This window comes from Corynebacterium sp. HMSC075F02, assembly GCF_001838335.1.
GTDB classification, from domain to species: Bacteria; Actinomycetota; Actinomycetes; order Mycobacteriales; family Mycobacteriaceae; genus Corynebacterium; species Corynebacterium jeikeium_D.
The window spans coordinates 135,225-155,691 of the sequence record NZ_KV836312.1; the positions used below are offsets into that span (position 1 = coordinate 135,225).

Here is a 20,467-nt window from a genome sequence, read left to right on the forward strand (position 1 = left end):
GAGCGGCGTGGGGCGAAGTGCTCTATGTTGGTTTTCTTTTGGTAGTTGGCCGTTGGGTCGATGATGTGTCGAGCCCTGGAAGACCGCTCGGTCCCCCATTGCGGGCGTTCGGCACGCCTGACTTGGGTTACCGAGTTAGCTATCACTATCGAGCCCACAGCCGGGCATAGGCCGGCGACGAATCTAGCAAATCCTCATGCGTCCCCGCTGCGGCCACGCGCCCGCCGTCCAACATAACGACCTGATCGGCAGCCGCCAACGTGTGCTCCTGATGCGCGATTACTAGCACTGTCGCCAATCCGCTGAGTTCGCGCAGTGCCTCCTGCACAGCCACGGCGGCGGACGCGTCGAGCGATGAGGTCGCCTCATCCAGCAGTAACACAGGCGCTCGCTTCAACACAGCGCGGGCCACTGACACACGCTGCCGCTCGCCGCCCGAGAGCAGTCTGCCACCTTCACCGACGCGGGTCGCCCACCCTTGTGGCAAGCGATCGACGATCTCGTCGACCCGAGCTATTTTCGCGGCGGCGTTCACCTCGGCGTCCGTGGCTTCTGGACGACCGAGCAACACGTTCGCGCGCAGGGTGTCGTCAAGGAGATAGACGTCCTGGAACACCAACGACGTTGCCCCGAGGACATCGGCACTGGCCATGTCGCGAACATCCACGCCGTCGAGCCGCACGGCCCCTGCGTCCACGTCATGGAAGCGGGCGATCAAGCGAGTGAGCGTGGTCTTGCCCGACCCGGATGGCCCGACGATGGCAGTAACTGATCCCGGCGCAACAGTCAGATTGAGATCATCAAACACCATCGCGTCTCCGTAGCCGAAGCGCACTGCGTCAATCGCAATCTCCGGCGGATGCGTCGGTGCTGGGACTGGCTGCTCGGGTTCCGGTAGCCCCGGCTCGTCTAGCAAATTGACCACCTGGTCGAGTTCACGATCCATGCGGCGCAGCGCCGTGCCGAGTTCAGAAAGTGTGCGGAGGGGGCCCATTACCTGGGTGACGATCAGGATAAGACCGATCATCACGAGCGGGTCCACACCGCCGAGACTGCGCCATACGGCCACGGTGACCACAGCGCCAAAGACCGTCTGTACCACGACACTCTGGACAATCATCGATGCGGCGGAGGCCAGCTGGGCCGACATACCGAGGCGACGTTGTCGGTCAAGTGAAGATGCCAGGGGTGCATAGCCAGAACCTGCCACTCGCGCCCCGCGCAGCGCCGTCTGGTGCTTGGCCAGGTCGAGCAGCGCGGCATCCGTGCGGTGTTCCGCGGTGGTGAGTCGGGCGTCGGCCCGGGCACTCCAGGAGCGAGCCAGCACAGTCGAGGCGTACACGAGCGGGACCCCGACGGCGAGCGAGAGTCCCAGCCGCCAGTCAAGGAAGAAGGTCACGAGCACTAGAGTCAACGGAGTCGCCACGTAACCGATGAGCGGAGCAAGCACGTCGCCGATCGCGGTGGCGACGAACATTGTGCCGCGGACCGAGAGCCGTGAGGCGTTGGCTGCGGACCCGCCATCGAACCACCCCATCGGCAGACGCATGAGCTGCCGCGCCAGTTGGCGATGCATCGACGACATCAGAGACATGGTCAAATCGACGCTCCCGCGCGTGACCCACACCGTGAGTAGGGCATGGACGCCGGCGCAAACCACCATTGCGATCAACCACCAGAGCGTCGAGCTGAAAGTCTCCTGGGCCAGGTGGGCCAGTACTGGGACCAGACATGCCAGTGACAGTCCCTGTGCGACTCCGGCCGCCACAGCCACTGCTGTGAATCGCTGGAGTGTTGAGCGTCCTTCTTGTCCAGCGATCCGTTCAATCTGCGTGATCATCGAGCACCTCCCGTGACGGCGGCCTGGTTGCGCCATAGCGCGGCGTACTGCCCATCGGCGGCGAGCAGGGATTCGTGTTCGCCTTGTTCGACGATTCGCCCTTGGTCGAGGACGACGATCTGGTCTGCGTGGGTGATCGTGCCAAGGCGGTGGGCGATCATGATGACCGTGCGTCCCCGGGTCAGTTCGGCGAGGGCCTGCCCGATCGCGGCCTCATTCTCGGGGTCGATCGCGGAGGTGGCCTCGTCGAGTATGAGCACGTGAGGGTCGGCGAGGATGGCCCGCGCGATGGCCACGCGCTGGGTCTCACCGCCGGAGAGCCGAGCGTCTTCTCCGACAACGCTGCCGTATCCGCGGGGTAGTTCGCGGATCCGCGCGTCGATCGCCGCTAGGGAGGCGGCGTGCTGGATGTCCTCGTCGGTCGCGCCCGGACGCCCGAGCGCGATGTTGTCGCGGATGCTCATGGAAGGCAGGCTCGGGCTTTGCAGCAGGATGCCGACGTGTTGATGGAGCACGTGCGGGTCGATGTCGCGCACGTCGACGTTGCCGATCCGGATCGCACCGGCGTCAACGTCACGGAAGCGGGCGATGAGAGATGCGAGGGTCGATTTGCCCGAGCCAGAGGCCCCGACCAACGCGGTGACCGATCCTTCTCGTGCGGTGAGCGACACCCCATGCAGCACCGGCTCATCTGGCGCGTACCCGAAGGTCACGTTCTCGATCGAGACATCGGTCCCGGCGGGCTCGAGGGGATGTTCAGCCACGAGGAGTTCGGGCTCGTCGAGAAGGGTGATGAGTCGTCCGGCGGCTTCTAGCCCGTCGTTGATGTGTTGTTGCCCGGCCCCGACCGTGAGCAGCGTGGCGGGCAGCGACAGAGCGATCATGGTGACCACGACGACGTCGGCGACATCGCTCCACCCGGCGGCGACCATGGCAGCACCGGGAACGACGACAGTCAGCGCGACGACCGGCAACCCCAGGGCCGTGAGAGCGATGGCGTGGGCACGCATCTGGGGTGTGACAAGCGTGCGGAACTCCGAGGTGAAGTCGTCTGACGCCCTGGTGAAGCGCGCCGAGCCAGTCTCCTCAGCCCCGAACACGCGCAGCACTGCGATCCCATCGACGAACTCGATTACCGCGGCGGAGACCTCGGAGAGCGACTCGGCAATCCGGGCCATGACAGAGCGCATGTCTCCGGGCGCGAGCACGGAGAACAGGACCATGTAGGCCACCGGACTGATCACGCAGCACAGCCCGAGTCGCCAGTCGATGGTCAGTGCGACGATGACGCCGACCACCGGTGTCAGAACCGCCGCGGTGATCTCGACCAGCGCGTGGGCGACAAGGTGGTGGAGGCTCGCGACATCGTCTTGGATTATGCGGCGGACGCGTCCGGAGGAGCTCTGATCGAACCATCCCAGTGGGAGTCGGCTCAGCTTGTCGGCCAGTTGCACGCGCAACTCGGCCTGTAGCCGCAGGTCGACCAGATGGGTGATGAGCAGCGCCAGCGACCCCAGGGCGAGTGCGCCACCGAGTCCACCGATGAACCACCATACTGCTGGCCACACCTTGTCAGTGCCTAGGAGTAGTTCATTGACGATCCGGACCAACGCCAGCAGTGGAATGGCACTGGCCAAGCTCCCGAGCACCTGCAGCAAAAGGGCGACGGCGATGGGGGCGGACACCGGGCGGAGAATGCGCCAGGCGGGTTTCCCCGTGTTCGCACTATCCTCCGTCGGCTGACTTGTCGGCCCCTTGGGCGCCGTGGTGGGTTCGTCAGTCGCGTCCGACACTGCGTTACCTCCTCAGTAGACAACCACTCTTGTTTTATATAAGGCTATCCTAACCTAACTAGTAACGCGTCTGTAAGTACGTCGGTGATTCCGAGGCACCCACAGCCATGAGCGGTGGACAGCCGGTACCGCCGAGGACATCGCGGTGTGACTGAAGAAGCTCAGGTGTCCGTAGAGGTCAAGCCCCGTGTAGGCGCTTTGTGTTTAGAGCACGTATTTGACGACACCATGGTGAGTTTCGAGTAACACCCGAAGCGTTCGGTCTTTGGGCAGGGTTGGAGGTTAAGGGGGCTAGTTCATCGACTGCCGGGGCTATTCCCTTTTTGTCCCTTTTCCTCTTCGCCCGTTTTCTTGTCCCACTCCTAGCTCCCGGGACTACCCTAGGCAGCTCACGCCCACTTCCCCGACATCCGGTTGTAACAGCTGGCGCACAGGGAGATGTACTTCGGCGCTTCGAGTGCCTCAATTTCCACGGTTTCGCCGTCGAGGATAATGCTGCCGTCCGGATTCAACCGTGCAGTAAAGATGGCCTTCTGCCCACAAGTGCAGATTGTCTTAATTTCCTCAATGGTGTGGGCAACTTCGAGCAATCGCTGGGAGCCTGGAAAGGCATGGGTGCGAAAGTCGGTACGCAGGCCGTAGCAGAGCACCGGGGTACCGCGAAGGGTAATGCCCAGCAACTGATCGACCTGGTCAGGGGTAAGAAACTGTGCTTCATCGATGATAAGGCAATCGTGGCCGTCGGCAAGCGAGGAGAGGTCATCGCCGTCGTGGATGAGGTGCGCGCGTTCCGCGATTCCGATGCGGGAGTGCACGTCACCATCAGCCAAAGTATCCACGGCCGGCTTGGCGATCAACGGTCGCATGTCGCGCTCGCGGTAGTTGTGGGCGACGCGGAGGACCTCGATGGATTTTCCGCTGTTCATGGTTCCGTAGCGGAAGTACAGTTTTGCCATAGCCATCGATTGTAGGGCATCGATTCGCGGGCTCTGACGGCTGTAAACTCGGGCCGCCAACACGGATTTGAATTCCCGACTATCCTATATTTTTATGCAGCCGATTCCTGACCTGAATGAGAATCCAACAGTTGTTGTATGTGGATCTATCCACCTAGATACCCTGGTACAGGTCGATAGCGTACCCGCAGAAGGTGGCACGCTCATCGTTGATGACGGCACGAATATGCTGGGCGGCAAGGGCGCCAACCAGGCCGTTGCTATCGCTTATAACGGTGTCCGTGCGATCATGGCCGGAACTGTTGGCGAGGACCGCGCAGCGGATTTCGTGGTCGAGGAACTCAACGCACACGGCGTAGATGTCCACTCCATTCAGACTTCCTGGGATTTGCCGACCGGCAGCGCTTTCGTCGCAACGAACCGCAAGGGTCGCCCGGTGATTTTTGTCCAGCGCGGTGCCGATGCGCTAACCGACCCCACCGATTTCGTCGACGAGTTCGCATCAGCGGATGTCGTGCTCGCGCAAGGCGAGCTACTTCCGGAAGCAACTGAGGCCATCGCGTCCGTCGCATCCATGTACAGCGCGCGTCTGGTACTGAACCTCAATCCGGTCGTAACCGTTACACCTGCGCTGATTGACCATGCAGATCCGCTGATCGTCAACATGAAGGGCGCCTGGGAAACAATCCGTCGCCTGGACATCGCCGAGGGCATCCGCGCTACCGACTACCGCGCACAGCTCGAGGCACTTCTGCAGTACTGCCCCAGTGTCGTCATGCTCCGGGGCGACCACGGCTGTCTCTTCGCACAGCACTCCGACGGTCTCGACGACGAGCCGACAATCTACGAGCACCCCGCGCTCAAGCTGCCAGAGGAGAAGATTGTCGACGGCACTGGCTCCGGTGATGCGTTCGTCGGCACGCTCACCGCGGAACTGGCTAAGGGCACCTCGCTTTACGACGCCGTCCCCCTGGCCACCGCAGCAGGCGCAGCAGCTGTACAGGCGGTCGGCGCATGCTCCGCTTTTGCACGTCGCGAAAAACTGCTGGAGATGGTCGAGGCGGAGGATTTTCCCTCTGTGAAAGAGTACGCGGGCTAAGAATTGTCAACAGCCTGGTGTGCGAGCTGGCACCGATTAAGTCAGTGCCAGCCGGGCCAGTGGGGCCAGCGGGAGAACCTACCCAGCATTGTCTGGCAGAACGGGCTCAAGCGCCAGCATCACCAAGTACCAACTCAACGCGTACCCGATGAGGAAGACATAGGTAGCAATCGCGTAGATTTTCGCCGGGAAAAAGAATATGGCCGCGGGCACGATGAGAAGCGCCAAAACTGCGAGCGCAGTCCGCGGCAGGTTTTTGACGGTCATGCTGGTGGCCGTTGCCAGGGTTCGGCGTAGCGACGACTGACCGTCGGAAAGCGAGCACAGCGAGTAGACCCACGCGGTAATTCCCAGCAGGATTAGCGCCCCGGAGGTAACTCCTGCGGCGAAGATCAGGCCGACAGTGCCGAGGTCCGCGCGGGAGATAACGTAAAACTCATAGCCAATGCCACTGGCGAGAACCAAGGTGAATAGCCACCACACGGTTGGTGTGCGCCAATTGTCCAACAGTGCGCGCAAGAAGCGCCGTACGGGCCTTGAGCCTTCGTCACGGACCATGTCGCGAGCGACCACTACCCCAGCGCGAGTTGCGGCGCCTGCAGTGACTATCGGGATGGATGCGACGATCATCAGCAGGTTGATGATTACAAGGTCTGCTAACAGCGACCAGGCTGCGTAGAACTTTGTATCGGTGCTGAAAAATCTATCCACGGGTTCATATCCTAATAAAGGCTGATTAACAGACGAAAGCCTCAACCTACGCGGTTGAGGCTTTCGCTTTCGTAAAACGCGGTGCTTGGCGTCCTATGCGCTAACGCTTAGGCAGCTATCCCTTAACGGCACCCGCAGCAACACCCTCGATAATGTGCTTCTGGGTGGCGACGTAGAAAATCACAATCGGAATGATTGCGAGCACCAGCATTGCCATCATCGCGCCAAGGTCACGGTTACCGTTGGAGCCAACGAAGCTCTGCACGACAACCGGGATGGTCTTGTACTTAGTAGACAGGCCAATGACCAGGTACGGCAGCAGGTAGTCGTTCCATACCCACATAGCGTTCAGAATGGCGACAGTCACTGCAGTCGGCTTGAGCATGGGCAAAACGATGCGGAAGTAGTTCTGCATCGGAGATGCGCCATCAATCATCGCGGCTTCCTCGATGTCAATCGGGATGGACTTGATGAAGCCGGCAAACATGAAGACCGACAAGCCGGAGCCAAAGCCCAAGTAGAGAACCACGATGCCGATTGGGTTGTTCAAATGCAGCATGTCGGCGATCTTGACGGTCGGGAACATCACCATCTGGAACGGGATGACCATCGAGAACACAAACAGGTAATACAGCAGCGAGGTCCACCACGTCTTCACTCGCGTGATGTAGTAAGCCGTCATCGCAGAGAAGAACACAATCGCAATAACCGAGAGGATCGTGATGACAAAGGACCACACGATCGCCCAGCCGAAGCCCTCCTTCATCAGGCCGACGGCGTAGTTTTCGAACCCGACCCACATGTCACCTAGTGGCAGCTGGAAGGGGTTATCTGAAATTGCGAACTTGGACTTGAACGAGTTGAAGATAATGAACGCGATTGGCCCCAAGAACACGACGGTCAAAAACACCAGAATCGCGTAGATGATGACCTTAGATACGCCTCCCACCTTGGCCTCGTCCTGCTTAGCGGGCTTGGCCTTGGGGAGCTTGGTGGCCGTTTCAGTGGTCATTGCAGCGTCGACAGACATTTATGCCTCCACTTCCTTGCTGCGAGTAGCACGCAGCTGCAGCATCGCGATCGCTACGACCACGACGACGAATATTACTGCCTTGGCTTGACCAACGCCCTCCACACCAATTCGGTTGAACATGGTGTTGACGATGTTCAGAGCAACCATTTCTGTCTCTGAACCCGGCGCACCATTGGTCAGGGCCAAGTTTTGATCGAAGAGTTTGAAAGTGTTCGACAGAGTCAAGAAGAGGCAAATGGTAATCGATGGCATGACCATCGGGATAGTAACGTGCCGCAGAATCTCCCAGCGTCCGGCGCCATCAATCTCCGCAGCTTCGATGAGCTCCGGTGGGACATTCTGCAGACCGGCAATATAGATAATCATCATGTAACCGACCAGCTGCCAGTTGATGAGGATGATCAGACCGGCGTAACCGAACTTCCAGTCGGACACAATCGTCGTACCGTACGATGCCAGCACGGCGTTAATCATCGACTGCCAGGTATAACCGAGCACGATGCCACCGATAAGGTTCGGCATGAAGAAGACTGTGCGGAAGAAGTTCGTGCCCTTCAGCTTGCGCGTCAGAATCCATGCGATCCAGAACGCGAACAAGTTCACAGTAATGATGGAAACAACAACCACCATGAGAGTGAATCCGAAGGAGGCGACGAAGCCCTCGCGCTCACTAAAGGCCTTCTGGTAGTTCTCGATACCAACCCACTGCGCATTAGTGATGGTTGTGAAGTCAGTAAATGATAGGAAGAAACCGATAACGAACGGCACCAGGAACGCGATTGCAAAGGCAATCAGCGTGGGTAGCACGAAAATTGGGAAATACTTTTTCAATGTTGCTTGCATCTACAACACCGCTCCTAAAGCTAAAGGCGGAGCCCGGTGCCTCGAGACCGGTTTAACAGGTCACCGAGCCCCGAGCTCCGCCTTGCCATTGGATGAACTCATTCCGTCGGTTGTTCATGCGCGAGAAGCTTTCGCTTCACACTCACCGATGGAATGGATCACCATTGATTTGCTGGTATTTAATTGTTCGGAGATTCCGCATTCCAGCTGTCGGCGAAAGTCTCGACAACCTTGTCCCACGGCATCTTTCCGGAAGCGTACTGCGCCAGCGCTGCGCCAAAATCATCCTTGAACTGCTGCGACGGGAAGTACTGGAAGTCCCACGGGATGGTGGTCAGGTCCTCGTTCTCAATTGCTGCGGCCACTTCCTTGGCCAGCGGGTCATTCGGAGTGTCGGCTTCAGTGAAGTTCTGGAACGGAGCGATGAATCCGAGATCCTCGACGACGTACTTCTTGCCCTCATCGGTGTTGAACAGCCAATTGACGAAGTCCTTCGTTGCCTTTTGGGAAGCCTCCGAAGCCTTGGAGTTGACCGTCAGGTAGTTCTCAGTACCAACCGAGATGCCGGTCTTATCCTCGTCCTTCAGGCCCATGTACATAGGCATGAACTTAATCTTGTCCTGCTTGACCACGTTGCCGGAGACATCGTTGATCTGGGACCATGCCCAGTTGCCATTCTGAACCATAGCGGCCTTGCCCTGGGCGAATTCCGCCATCGAGTCGGACACAGCCTTCGACGGGGCCAGAGTCTTTTCGACAGTGGAGTTATTCAGGTACAGATCAAAGAGGTTCTTGAACTCCTTGTTGTACTTGAACTTCACATCAGCGGTTTCCTTGGTGCCAAGGTCCTCGAATTCATAATGAACCGGTCCGTTGGCCAAGTGTGTCTGCCAGCGCCAATCCTCACCGGATGCAAGCGAGGTGGAAGCGAAGGTGCCGGAAATCCCCAGCTTGTCCTTCTTGGCCTGCATGTCCTCAGCAACTTCCTTCAGCTTTCCGAAGGCCTTAATCTCGTCGATGCTCTTGGCCTTGGCATCGGGCAGCGCGAAGTACTTGTCCATGATCTCTTCGTTATAGATCAGGCCAAACCCCTCGACTGCAAACGGGACGCCGTATACCTTGCCGTCCTCGCCCTTCAGCGGCTCGATGCCCTCGTTGAGGTTTTGTGCGATCTCAGTGTCAGACATGTCTGCCATGTATTCCTGCCAAGTACGCAGGCCCGCCGGACCATTGACTTGGAACAGTGTTGGCGCGTCCTTTTTACCAATCTCGGCCTTCAGAGTTTGCTCATAGGAATTCGAAGCAGCAGTAACGACCTTGACCTGGACACCAGTCTTGTCAGTGTATGCCTTCGCAATCTTCTGATATGCGGCATCCTGCTCCGGCTTGAAGTTAAGGAAGTAGACACCACCATCTGCAACCGCATCATCACTCGAGCACGCAACCAAACCAGCGGTTGCCATCAGGCCTGCTGCACACAGAGCTGAAAGGCGCTTGAAGTTCTTCACTATATTTTCTCCCTTGAGAAGAAAGGCCACTTCAATGGCATCCTCCGAGCAATTCGGACGAATATTTGCCAGCAGCCGTGGCCTAATTGGATTATCCCGCCCTGCGGCTAGAAGTAGCCTTTCATGCGAACTTCGACGCCACCCACGCGGGTATTCGGTCTCACCAAAATCTTACTTGACCAAAACCAATTTAGGTTGGCCTTCAGCCAGCTGTGAACAAATGCAAAGGAGAAAAATAGCAAAAGCTCTCGAAAGCACACCTAGAATTTGAGCTGTTTTCGAGCTGTTTTCGCTGAACAGAGCCGCCTACCGGCACCAAAGTAAGCACCTGGCCGCGACAATCACACGCAGACCCGACAACCACCCGACCACCAAAAGCACCCCTGTTTGGCGTGAATGTATATTTTTATAATATCCTGGCGAGTCGTTTACTTGTCACTTTTGAAATAATCGTACGCTCGACAGTCTGCTTCTAGAGAGCTACTCGACCTCATCGCTCGCCGGAAGATATACGGACTCGTCGCGATGCCCGGGCAACACTCGGTCTACGTAGCTCTGCACCGCTTCTTGAAGCGGCACATCCGCACGGCGTTTTTCTGCCATGTACCAGCGATGCTCCAAGACCTCGTGGAAAACCTGCGCATCCTGCAGCCTTCCACGCAGCCCCTCGGGCACAGCCAGGATTGTGGCCTCGAAAACTTCACGCAGCCATCGGTGCGCAACCTGCTCTAGCGGAACCCCTTCAAGACCTTCCGCCAACCGAAAGGTCTGCATACTATTGAGCATCCGCCTCGCTTGCCGTTCTTGAACATCCAACCCCGTCAGTCGCATTAACTGCCTATGGTGATGCCCTGCGTCAACCACTCGTGGTCGGAACACAACGCGGCCACCATCACTGGTGACTTTCAGCTCGCCAACATCGAAACCGAGGTCGTTGAGCCTGCGAATCCGCTCATCGACAAGCCAAGGCTCCTCAACACCAATAGATTCTTCCCCCGTCAGCTCTTGCCACAGGTCCTCATAACGCTCAATAATGCGCCTACCCACCGCAATTACGTCCAACTCAGGATCGAGGAATCCGCCGGCCTGCAGATCCATGAGCTCTCCGATGATGTTGGTATGGGCAACGTCAACGTCGTAAAGCCTGCGGGAATCTGAGAGTGTGCCTTGCAAATCTCCCGTTTCCGCGTCGACAAGGTAGGCGGAGAAAGCGTCTGCGTCACGACGAAACAACGTGTTCGACAGCGACACGTCGCCCCAGTAAAAACCAAGGAGATGTAACCGAACTAGCAGGACTACCAGCGAGTCAATCAGGCGGACCACAGTTTCGCGGGTGACCTGTTGAGAAAAAACTGCACGATACGGCAGCGAATACTCGAGATGTTCTGTGACGAGTGCCGCAGTTAACGGTTCGCCATCTGGATCCTTGCGGCCAGTAATGACCGCGAGCGGGCGAACCGATGGAGCACCGAGCCTGACCAGGTCACGCAGCATTCGATACTCATGATGAGCAGTGAACTCACCAATTTCTTTCACTGCAATGACGCGGTCATCCAAGTTGACGAATCGAACAATGTGCCGCGAAATTCCCTGAGGTAGGGCGGCCAACAAATCGTCTGGCCACTGTTCCAGAGGTATATGCCAAGGAAGGCGCAAAAGCTTTGAAGCCACCGTTGTCGCGGCTATTTTCATAGTTTCCGACACGGTGGCTCCTAAAACTGTCTTACTGTCCCACTGCCCTACCAGCTACTCATTTCATCTAAACGAAAGAGTTTAGGCCGGAAGGCGCATACCAGTCGACTTCGAGAACAGGTGCAGCATGCCCGGACGAATCTTGCCGTAAACTACCGAGCCCAACTGCGGCGCGGTGCGCGGGGCGGTACGAATAACCACCTGACCGTGTTCCTCTTCGTCCGGGTTAGAGGAAGATCCGGAGCTCAATGCTCCGCCACCGACGAGATCGCCATACATGAATGCATCGGAGCCCAATTCCTCGACCAAGTTAACCTGCACCGGAATGACGTCATCGCCCGGCCCCTCGACCAGGTCGAATGCCTCCGGACGGAAGCCCACGATAATCTGGTTCTGATCCTCCGGCACGATTGCAGCAAGTGTGGCTTCCGGCAGCTTAATCTTGGCCTCACCCAACGTGGCGTAACCATTAGAGACGTTGAACGTGCCCAGGTTCATCGCAGGCGAGCCAATGAAGCCCGCGACGAATTCGTTTGCCGGGGTTTCGTAGAGTTCCCGCGGGGTACCGACCTGCTGCAGAACACCGAAGTTAATGACCGCGATGCGGTCGCCCATGGTCAGCGCCTCAGTCTGGTCGTGGGTGACATACATGGTGGTCACACCCATCCGACGCTGCATGGCCGCAATCTGAGTACGGGTTTGAACACGCAGCTTCGCGTCCAGGTTCGACAACGGCTCGTCCATCAGGAACACCTGCGGCTTGCGCACAATCGCACGCCCCATTGCCACACGCTGACGCTGACCACCGGATAGAGCCTTAGGCTTACGATCCAGGAACTGAGTTAGATCCAGGGTCTTCGCAGCTTCTTCGACACGACGGTCAATCTCGTCCTTGTCCACACCAGCAATCTTGAGCGCGAAGCCCATGTTCTCGCGCACCGTCATATGCGGGTACAGGGCGTAGTTCTGGAAGACCATCGCAATATCGCGATCCTTGGGCGAGACATTGGTCACATCACGATCTCCAATGAAAATCTTGCCCTCATTGACCTCTTCCAGACCGGCAAGCATGCGCAGTGTTGTGGACTTACCACAACCGGAGGGGCCCACCAGAACCAGGAACTCGCCATCGGCAATTTCCAAGTTGAACTTGTCCACAGAAGGCTTCGTCGCACCAGGGTAAATGCGAGTGGCATCAGCAAAAGTCACAGTAGCCATGTGAATACAAACCTTTCATCGGCAGGTACGTGCCGAACGATCCGAGTGAAAGTAACCGCAGGAACAGCTCCTACGTATCTGCCTCACAAGCTTACTCTTAATCGAGCAGCCCCGTCACGAGCTCCGCAATCTTCGAGCGCTCCGAGCGCTTCAGCGTGATGTGTGCAAAAAGCTCGTTGCCCTTGAGTTTTTCAATCACCGCCTGCACACCGTCATGGCGGCCGACGCGCAGGTTGTCACGCTGCGCCACGTCGTGCGTAAGGATGACCCGGGAATTGCTACCAAGACGCGACAGCACCGTCAGCAGTACGTTGCGCTCCAGCGACTGTGCCTCATCGACAATCACGAAGCTGTCATGCAGGCTACGACCGCGAATGTGTGTCAGTGGCAGTACCTCCAGCATGTCGCGCGAGGCAATCTCATCCATCACGTTGTCTGAAACCAATCCCTCCAGGGTGTCGTAAACAGCCTGCGCCCACGGGTTCATCTTTTCGTCCTCACTACCTGGCAGGTAGCCAAGGTTCTGACCACCTACCGCGTAGAGCGGACGGAACACCACAATCCGGCGATGCAGTCCGCGCTCCAGCACCGACTCCAGTCCCGCGCACAGCGCAAGCGCCGACTTACCCGTACCGGCTCGGCCGCCGAGGGACACAATCCCCACCGAGTCATCCAACAGCAGGTCAAGCGCCACACGCTGCTCCGCCGACCGCCCCTTCAGGCCAAACGCCTCCGTATCGCCCCGCACAAGCTTGACGACGCCCGGGGCGCTCACCCGTGCCAGCGCAGACTGGCTACCAGCGCTGAGCTGCACGCCGCAGTGCAGCGGCTGATCCTGGATCTGCTCGAGCTCAAGGAAGCCATTGGCGAAGAGACGATCAATTTCCTCCGGGTCGACGTCTACTTCCACCATTCCTGAGTACCCAGTCAGAACGACGTCCTGGGCGCGGTAATCGTCGGCAGGCAAGCCGACCGCACCAGCCTTGACGCGAAGCGGAATGTCTTTGGTGACCAGCACGACATCATGGCCATCGTGCTGAAGATTGAGGGCGCAAGCGAGAATACGGTGATCGTTTTCGGCGGTGCGGAAGCCTGCGGGAAGGATGGAGGGATCGGAGTGGTTGAGCTCAATATGCATAAACCCGCCAAGATCATTGGCGGGCACAGGCCGGTCCAGGTGGCCGTAGCGGTAACGCAGTTCTTCGAGGAAACGGAGCGCTTCTCGGGCGAACCACCCCAGCTCTGGGTGGTGGCGCTTGGCCTCCAACTCACTCACCACGACCAGCGGAAGCACAACTTGGTGCTCATCGAACTTCTTGGTGGCGTGGGGATCGGACAGCAGGACCGAGGTATCAAGCACGTAGGTACGCATGCCCTCAGGCTAAAAGTCAGAGGTAGAAATTACGTGGTTGTGAGATGAATGCTTGGTTATCAGATGAACCACAGTTGGTTACAGGCTCTAATCCTCAAGTTGAACCCTAAGGAAGTGACCGAGCACCGAGCACCACTGCCCGGCCACTCCACTGTCCTTTTAATGGCGACTAGTCGTTGCAATGGTGACTAGTCGTTGTGACGGATTTGGCGACCCAGCAACTTGTGGCGAAGCGGATCAACCGCCAAGGTCACAGCGCCAACTGATACAACTCCCACGAGGTACGCCAGCGCAACTACAAGGGAGCGTTGACCAAACGTGATTTCGTTCGCAATCGGGCCGAACATGGTGGCTCCCAACAGCGCACCCATGACAAAGCCGAAGATGCTGGTCGCAAGCATGGGAAAGAATGTCTGCTTGAAAGTGACCGTGCGGTGGAAGTTGATTGGCGTACCGATGAAGTCCAGCGCCTTTGTCAGCGATGCCTCTTCATAGACGGCTGAGGCCTGAGTCAAAAGCGTTGACACCAGCAGCAGAACGAAACCGATTACGAAAGTGATAGTCACACCGGTTGCAATATCGTGCGCGAATGTGACATCTGCAACCTCTTCAATCTTGTCTTCGCCAGGCACCATCATTGTGTAGCCAAGCAGCAGGGACAGGAAGGCCATGGAACTTACTCGACGCCACGATTCCTTAGCGTTAGTCGCGACTCGTCGCGTCGCCACAAAATCACTTGAAGTACCGAAGAAGCTGGAGATGCGGGCAACAAGCTGGATAAAGAAAGGCGCCACCAGGCCAATTGCCCAGACCATCAGGTACATCATCGCTGCGACACCAAGCGTGGCAGTGACGGTTCCACCCGCGATATTGGAGTTGGCAATCACGTACAGGACGATCGCACCGATAACAACGGCCACAATCATGCGCCATGCCTTCATCGACTTGGGCACTTCCTTGCGGCTAACGCCGAGTGGTGAAATCATCACCCTTCGCAAACCGACCACAGCGGCAAAGAGTGCGAGTAGCACCACGGCAACCCAGACCAGCGGGTAGCCCCACCAGGGCAGCAACATGTCCCAGGTATCCAGGTAGTCATTGTCGAACTTGATTATCGCCCAGAATGGCGCAGTGGCCACCGACAACAACGTGCCCACCACAAGCCCAACAGCTGCCAAGACGAGGGTTTCGATAACTACCATGCGTGTAACTGCCCCGTTGGAGAGACCAATTAAGCGCAGAGTTGCCAACCTCTGCTCACGCCCCGCAGCGCCAAGCACCGCCGACTGGGCCACCAGCGAAACCATTGCCGGAATCACAAACACACAGGCCACGAGTGCCAGCTGCAGGTACATCTCGCCCTGACCTTGATTCATGTAATCCTCGGGCGTTGGGTTCGGCGGCAGCTTTGGCTCAGCCTGCCAACGGCGGTAAAACATCGCCGTGCCGCCAACGACAACCAGCGCCAACCAGGTGCTCACAGTCATAGCGACCACAGACAGCGCGGACAACCAACCGTTTCCCGAGTGCGATTCGCGCCCGGCGCGCTGCAGCCGCGTGCTCAAGTCCGCTAGTGCGCCGGTAGGAATTCTCTGGGGTTTTGGTGCTTCAGTTACGGTGCTCACTTTGTAACCTCCGCTCCTGCCAGCATGCGGTCGTCGTGAATCAGGCCATCGCGGATCTCCACACGTCGACGACACCAGTCGGCCACCTTCACATCGTGCGTGACCATCACCAATGTCGTCCCAGTCTGCTCCACCAACGCGGTGAGCTGCTGCATGACCTCATGGCCTGTGGACTGGTCCAACGCGCCAGTCGGCTCATCAGCAAAGATGACACCTGGCTCGCCGGCCATCGCGCGGGCAATTGCTACACGCTGTGCTTGGCCGCCGGACATCTGTCCTGGGCGACGGCGCGTTAGGTCTTCTAGGCCCAGGCGGCTGAGGACATCGTCGGCAAGCGCGAGTGACTTTGAGCGCTTCTTGCCCTGCAGAATCATGGGCAGAGCAACGTTTTCCCTGGCAGTCAGCTCGGGAAGGAGCTGGCCATCTTGAAAAACGAAGCCGAAGTCGTGCAGGCGGAGGGCGGAGCGGTCGGCATCAGAAAGCGAATTAATCTTTGTGTCACCGAAGATGACGTCGCCGTCGTCCGGCAGCAACACGCCGGACATGCAGTGCAGCAGCGTGGACTTACCAGAACCTGACGGTCCCATGACTGCCACGGTTTCGCCGGGCTCAATGGTCAGCGAAATGCCGGTGAGAACGGGAGCGGAATTGTAGGACTTAGTGATGTCACGAATACAAAGTCGTGCGTTTCTTGGGCTGTTGTTGTCTGTCATGGCACTCATTTCACTCGCACGGAGGCGATTTCAACACCGTGCCCACTTTCCTTTTGCGGTAGTGCTAGGTCTACTATGCCGGAAATTAATTCCTCCGCAGACAGAGCTTTCGTACCATAGGAAACTATGGAGCTGAAGGATTATTTCCGCAAATATATCGGCGCGAACCGCCGCGAAAAAGCGCATAAACGCAGCTACGAGGAATCCGCCGCCGCTCGCATCGCCGAACTTACCGCTTCACGACGAACAATTGCCGAAGCCTTCGAGATTGAACGTCGCCGCATTGAAAATGACCTCCACGACGGAGCTCAGCAATACATTGTTGCGGCTTCAATGAAATTGGGACTTGCAGAATTGGAGGCATCCAATACTGGCAATGAGGAACTAATGCAGCTCCTCGCGGAAACTCGCGGCCATTTGGAGGATGGATTACGCGCTTTGCGGCGAACAGTCCACGGAATTCACCCGCAGGTGTTGCGTGATCGCGGTCTGCAAGCGGCTGTGGAAGAGATTGCTGAAGGGTACGGCCCTCACGTTGTTGTGCACACTCCCTATCCCCTGCCGGAATTGGAAGAAAGTGTGCTCGCCGCGGCGTATTTTTTCTGTGCAGAAGTGCTGACTAATGCGGCGAAATATGCGCCGAATGCTCCTGTTTCTGTGCTGCTCACCTCAGATCAAACACTGAATATTTCAATTACGGACCAAGGCCCAGGCGGGGCAAAATTGGGACGTGGATTGCGGGGCATGAAAGAGCGTCTAGCCACTTTCGACGGTGCAATGACCATGCACTCTCCCGAAGGTGGGCCAACGCAGGTAATAGCCAGAATTCCTTTGATGTTGAACCGCTGGGAATCGGGCATTGGAGAAATGGAAGACGTGGAAATGAAAGGTGCGGAGAAGAAATGAAAATTGTCATTGCGGATGACTCGGCACTCCTGCGGGAGGGGGTCGCGGGGCTCGTCGAAAAGCGTGGACATGAAGTGATTGCGATGGTCGACACCGCCCACGGCCTGGTAGCGGACATCGATGACCGTTTTGATGACACGGGCGAGCTGCCAGATCTGGTGATAACCGATGTGCGCATGCCTCCAAAGATGAGCGATGACGGCCTGCGGGCGGCGGTCGAGTTGCGCGAGCGCTATCCGCAGCTGAATGTGATGGTGCTGTCGCAGTATGTGGCGCCGGCGTATGCGCGTGAGTTGTTCTCGCCGGGCGGGGCTGGAGGTAGTGCTGGGGTTGGTACTGGGGTCGGTTCGAGTGGCAGCAGCTCGAGTGGCGGGACCGGGTATCTGCTCAAAGACCGCGTTGGCCAGGTGCTGGACTTCTTGGGTTCGCTCGAAGTCGTCGCCGGTGGTGGCGTGGTGATTGACCCTGATGTGGCGACGGCATTGATGCAGTCCGGTAAATCGGGGTTAGCCAGTTTAACGGCGCGCGAGCGCGAAGTGCTCGAGCTGATGGCACGCGGCAAGTCCAATAAGCAGATTGCCGATGACCTCGTGCTTTCCGGGGCGGCAGTGGCGAAACACGTGTCCAACATTTTTATGAAGCTGCATCTGGAGCCCGGTGAGGAAAACCGCCGTGTGCGGGCAATTTTGGAGTTCCTCACGGCGACGTCGGGGCAGATTTAGGGTCGGCAGCAATCGCATCTCTCGCAAAGGCGATGAAAAAATAAGTGTTGATTGTGGCACGAGTCACAATTTAAAGTTGGCACATACGCTTGTTGTTTCCCTATCGAAAGGACGTGTCTACATGACTGTTTACGCCAACCCCGGCACCCCCGATGCAATCTTCACGTACAAGGAGCAGTACGAGAATTTCATCGGCGGTAAGTGGACACCTCCAGTAGACGGGCAATACATGGACAACTCCACCCCGGTTACGGGCGAGGTTTTCTGCCGGGTTCCGCGGTCTAACGAGAAAGACATTGAGCTCGCCCTCGACGCCGCACACAAAGCGAAGGACTCCTGGGCCTCGGTTTCTGCGGCCGAGCGGGCGCTGATCCTCCACCGCATCGCGGACCGTATAGAGGAGAACCTTGAGAAGATTGCCGTCGCCGAGACCTGGGAGAACGGCAAGGCCATCCGCGAGACCCTCGCCGCTGACATCCCGCTCGCAATCGACCACTTCCGCTACTTCGCCGGCGCCACCCGCACGCAGGAGGGGCGCATCTCGCAGATCGACGACAACACGGTCGCCTACCACTTCCACGAGCCACTCGGCGTCGTCGGCCAGATCATCCCGTGGAACTTCCCCCTCCTGATGGCCGCATGGAAGATCGCCCCGGCCCTCGCCGCCGGCAACTGCATCGTGCTCAAGCCTGCAGAGCAGACCCCCGCGTCGATTCTCATGCTCACCGAGATCATCGCCGATCTGCTTCCGGACGGCGTCCTCAACATCGTCAATGGCCTCGGCACCGAAGCCGGTGCTGCGCTGACCGCAAGCGACCGAATCTCCAAGATTGCGTTCACCGGATCGACTGCCGTTGGCCAGGTAATCAACAAGGCAGTGTCCGACAAGATTATTCCAATCACGCTGGAGCTCGGCGGCAAGTCCCCATCCATCTTCTTCCCCGACATCATGGACGCCGACGACGCGTTCCGCGAGAAGTGCATCGAGGGCCTGGCCATGTTCGCGCTGAACCAGGGCGAGGTCTGCACCTGCCCGTCGCGAGCTCTAGTCCACGAGGACATCGCTGATGAGTTCCTGAAGCTCGCGGTCGAGCGCGTTAAGCAAATCAAGACCGGCAACCCGCTGGATACGTCGGTACAGATGGGTGCCCAGGCATCCCAGGAGCAGCTGGACAAGATCTCCGGCTACTTGGAGTCCGGACCGAAGGAGGGCGCACAGGTTCTCACCGGTGGCAACGTCGCCAAGCTCGAAGGGCTGGAGGGAGGCTACTACGTCGAGCCGACAATCTTTAAGGGCAACAACTCGATGCGTTTCTTCCGCGAGGAAATCTTCGGCCCGGTCCTGGCCGTGACAACCTTCAAGACCCTGGACGAGGCTCTCGAGATTGCCAACGACACTATCTACGGTCTTGGCGCCGGCGTGTGGAGCCGCAACCAGAACAACGCCTACCGCGCTGCCCGCGGTATCCAGGCCGGCCGCGTGTGGGTGAATAACTACCACAGCTACCCTGCTCACGCAGCCTTCGGCGGTTACAAGCAGTCCGGTATCGGCCGCGAGAATCACTTGATGATGCTCGAGCACTACCAGGAGACCAAGTGCATGCTCGTCTCTTACGACGAGAACCCGACTGGCCTGTTCTAAGAATCCGACCCCTTGGGGCTAGGCGATTTGTCGATTCCGATTCACGTCCGATGAAGGTGTCGACAATCGCCTCTGCCCCAAAAAACGCCCTCCGCGCCTGGCAGGTTACGATGGTCGGCCTTAACCTGACGCACCAGGCGCTGGCGGCTCCAAAGTTAGAGGCCTAACTCACGGCCGCCAGCTAGGCCTCTCTTTCTTTCTTCACTTGCCGGTACCACCTACGCATCCGATTAATCGCGGCACTAGCGGCCCATCCGCCGAGAAATAGTAGCGGGATGTAAAAGAACACAACATAGGCGACGACCAGGCCGTCCTGACCATCGGGCGGCGTGGTGAGAAATAGGAATGCCAGATCGCCAAGCGCGGCAATTCCTGCGCCGGTAGCTGCTGCGACAATGCTCCGCACGCTGGTCATCCCCCGAGCCAACGACCCATCACCGGCGAAAACGGCTATTGCTCCGACCAGCATTACTGAGACCAGCATGGACACAATCCACGACGCAATTCCTTCGTCGTAGGCGAGATTGGGCTCCGGCAAGATTAGCCCACCTAAAACACTCCACGCGACCGCGGCGAAAAAGGACGCCAGCAAGGGGCGGGTTATATTGTCGAGCCTCATGCGTCCCAGGTTACGTGAGATAACTTCCAGAAAGACCGAATCTCCCCTCCCCGGTGGAGAATCGAGTCACGCCCGCAAGAGCAAAAATCCCCCGACCATAGAGTGGGTTAAGTAGCAAAACTGACAACCCCGAAAAATTATGGGCTGCAAATGTGAAACTGTGTGAGTTTATGAC

General features: G+C 58.1%; 17 protein-coding genes. 4 read left to right on the plus strand and 13 right to left on the minus strand.

All coding sequences use genetic code 11. From position 1 onward, the window contains the following. Positions 1-145 precede the first annotated feature (145 nt). The 3 genes from HMPREF2920_RS06295 to HMPREF2920_RS06305 all read right to left on the minus strand — a co-directional run bounded on the left by HMPREF2920_RS06295 (position 146) and on the right by HMPREF2920_RS06305 (position 4,589). The gene (locus HMPREF2920_RS06295; protein WP_049189604.1) at positions 146-1,840 is read right to left on the minus strand and encodes an ABC transporter ATP-binding protein; all 1,695 of its coding nucleotides are present in this window, start codon (positions 1,838-1,840) and stop codon (positions 146-148) included. Then, positions 1,837-3,525 (minus strand): ABC transporter ATP-binding protein, encoded by a 1,689-nt coding sequence (locus HMPREF2920_RS06300; RefSeq protein ID WP_160310019.1) that lies wholly within the window; start codon positions 3,523-3,525, stop codon positions 1,837-1,839. The genes HMPREF2920_RS06295 and HMPREF2920_RS06300 overlap by 4 nt, the downstream gene beginning before the upstream one ends. 497 nt (positions 3,526-4,022) lie before the next feature. Continuing rightward, entirely contained in the window at positions 4,023-4,589 is a 567-nt protein-coding gene (locus HMPREF2920_RS06305; RefSeq protein WP_038625984.1) for a thymidine kinase, read from the minus strand. Positions 4,590-4,683: 94 nt separating this feature from the next. Between HMPREF2920_RS06305 and HMPREF2920_RS06310 the strand changes: the two genes are divergently transcribed. Then, the gene (locus HMPREF2920_RS06310) at positions 4,684-5,688 is read left to right on the plus strand and encodes a PfkB family carbohydrate kinase (protein WP_070429154.1); all 1,005 of its coding nucleotides are present in this window, start codon (positions 4,684-4,686) and stop codon (positions 5,686-5,688) included. Positions 5,689-5,766: 78 nt separating this feature from the next. Here HMPREF2920_RS06310 and HMPREF2920_RS06315 read toward each other — a convergent pair whose 3' ends face one another. From HMPREF2920_RS06315 to HMPREF2920_RS06355, 9 genes are all read right to left on the minus strand, one after another. Next, a complete protein-coding gene (locus HMPREF2920_RS06315) occupies positions 5,767-6,399 on the minus strand; it encodes a MusI family membrane protein (RefSeq protein WP_049189607.1) in 633 nt (210 codons plus the stop codon). A 115-nt stretch (positions 6,400-6,514) separates the two neighbouring features. Further along, on the minus strand, positions 6,515-7,411 hold the full coding sequence (locus HMPREF2920_RS06320; protein ID WP_042389412.1) for a carbohydrate ABC transporter permease: 897 nt from the start codon (positions 7,409-7,411) through the stop codon (positions 6,515-6,517). An 18-nt stretch (positions 7,412-7,429) separates the two neighbouring features. Beyond that, positions 7,430-8,275 (minus strand): carbohydrate ABC transporter permease, encoded by an 846-nt coding sequence (locus tag HMPREF2920_RS06325; protein ID WP_016423090.1) that lies wholly within the window; start codon positions 8,273-8,275, stop codon positions 7,430-7,432. 179 nt (positions 8,276-8,454) lie between these two features. Continuing rightward, on the minus strand, positions 8,455-9,738 hold the full coding sequence (locus tag HMPREF2920_RS06330) for an ABC transporter substrate-binding protein (protein ID WP_088611979.1): 1,284 nt from the start codon (positions 9,736-9,738) through the stop codon (positions 8,455-8,457). 525 nt (positions 9,739-10,263) lie between these two features. Next, the gene (locus tag HMPREF2920_RS06335) at positions 10,264-11,475 is read right to left on the minus strand and encodes a DUF4032 domain-containing protein (RefSeq protein WP_172620277.1); all 1,212 of its coding nucleotides are present in this window, start codon (positions 11,473-11,475) and stop codon (positions 10,264-10,266) included. A gap of 81 nt (positions 11,476-11,556) precedes the next feature. Further along, on the minus strand, positions 11,557-12,693 hold the full coding sequence (locus HMPREF2920_RS06340; protein ID WP_069359226.1) for an ABC transporter ATP-binding protein: 1,137 nt from the start codon (positions 12,691-12,693) through the stop codon (positions 11,557-11,559). Positions 12,694-12,790: 97 nt separating this feature from the next. After that, complete coding sequence (locus HMPREF2920_RS06345) at positions 12,791-14,065, minus strand: PhoH family protein (protein ID WP_042388806.1); 1,275 nt, start codon at positions 14,063-14,065, stop codon at positions 12,791-12,793. Positions 14,066-14,253: 188 nt separating this feature from the next. Continuing rightward, positions 14,254-15,690, minus strand: a complete 1,437-nt coding sequence (locus tag HMPREF2920_RS06350; RefSeq protein WP_049189608.1) for an FtsX-like permease family protein — start codon at positions 15,688-15,690, stop codon at positions 14,254-14,256. Then, the gene (locus HMPREF2920_RS06355) at positions 15,687-16,403 is read right to left on the minus strand and encodes an ABC transporter ATP-binding protein (RefSeq protein ID WP_042389415.1); all 717 of its coding nucleotides are present in this window, start codon (positions 16,401-16,403) and stop codon (positions 15,687-15,689) included. Before HMPREF2920_RS06355 ends, HMPREF2920_RS06350 begins: the two co-directional genes overlap by 4 nt. Positions 16,404-16,529: 126 nt before the next feature. Between HMPREF2920_RS06355 and HMPREF2920_RS06360 the strand changes: the two genes are divergently transcribed. The 3 genes from HMPREF2920_RS06360 to HMPREF2920_RS06370 all read left to right on the plus strand — a co-directional run bounded on the left by HMPREF2920_RS06360 (position 16,530) and on the right by HMPREF2920_RS06370 (position 19,673). Continuing rightward, complete coding sequence (locus HMPREF2920_RS06360) at positions 16,530-17,309, plus strand: sensor histidine kinase (RefSeq protein ID WP_083308202.1); 780 nt, start codon at positions 16,530-16,532, stop codon at positions 17,307-17,309. Next, a complete protein-coding gene (locus tag HMPREF2920_RS06365; RefSeq protein WP_038626003.1) occupies positions 17,306-18,031 on the plus strand; it encodes a LuxR C-terminal-related transcriptional regulator in 726 nt (241 codons plus the stop codon). The genes HMPREF2920_RS06360 and HMPREF2920_RS06365 overlap by 4 nt, the downstream gene beginning before the upstream one ends. A 121-nt stretch (positions 18,032-18,152) precedes the next feature. Continuing rightward, on the plus strand, positions 18,153-19,673 hold the full coding sequence (locus HMPREF2920_RS06370; RefSeq protein WP_070600897.1) for an acetaldehyde dehydrogenase ExaC: 1,521 nt from the start codon (positions 18,153-18,155) through the stop codon (positions 19,671-19,673). Between the two features lie 181 nt (positions 19,674-19,854). On the opposite strand, the gene HMPREF2920_RS06375 is transcribed toward HMPREF2920_RS06370, so the two are convergent. Then, entirely contained in the window at positions 19,855-20,292 is a 438-nt protein-coding gene (locus tag HMPREF2920_RS06375) for a hypothetical protein (RefSeq protein ID WP_070600898.1), read from the minus strand. Positions 20,293-20,467: the final 175 nt, after the last annotated feature.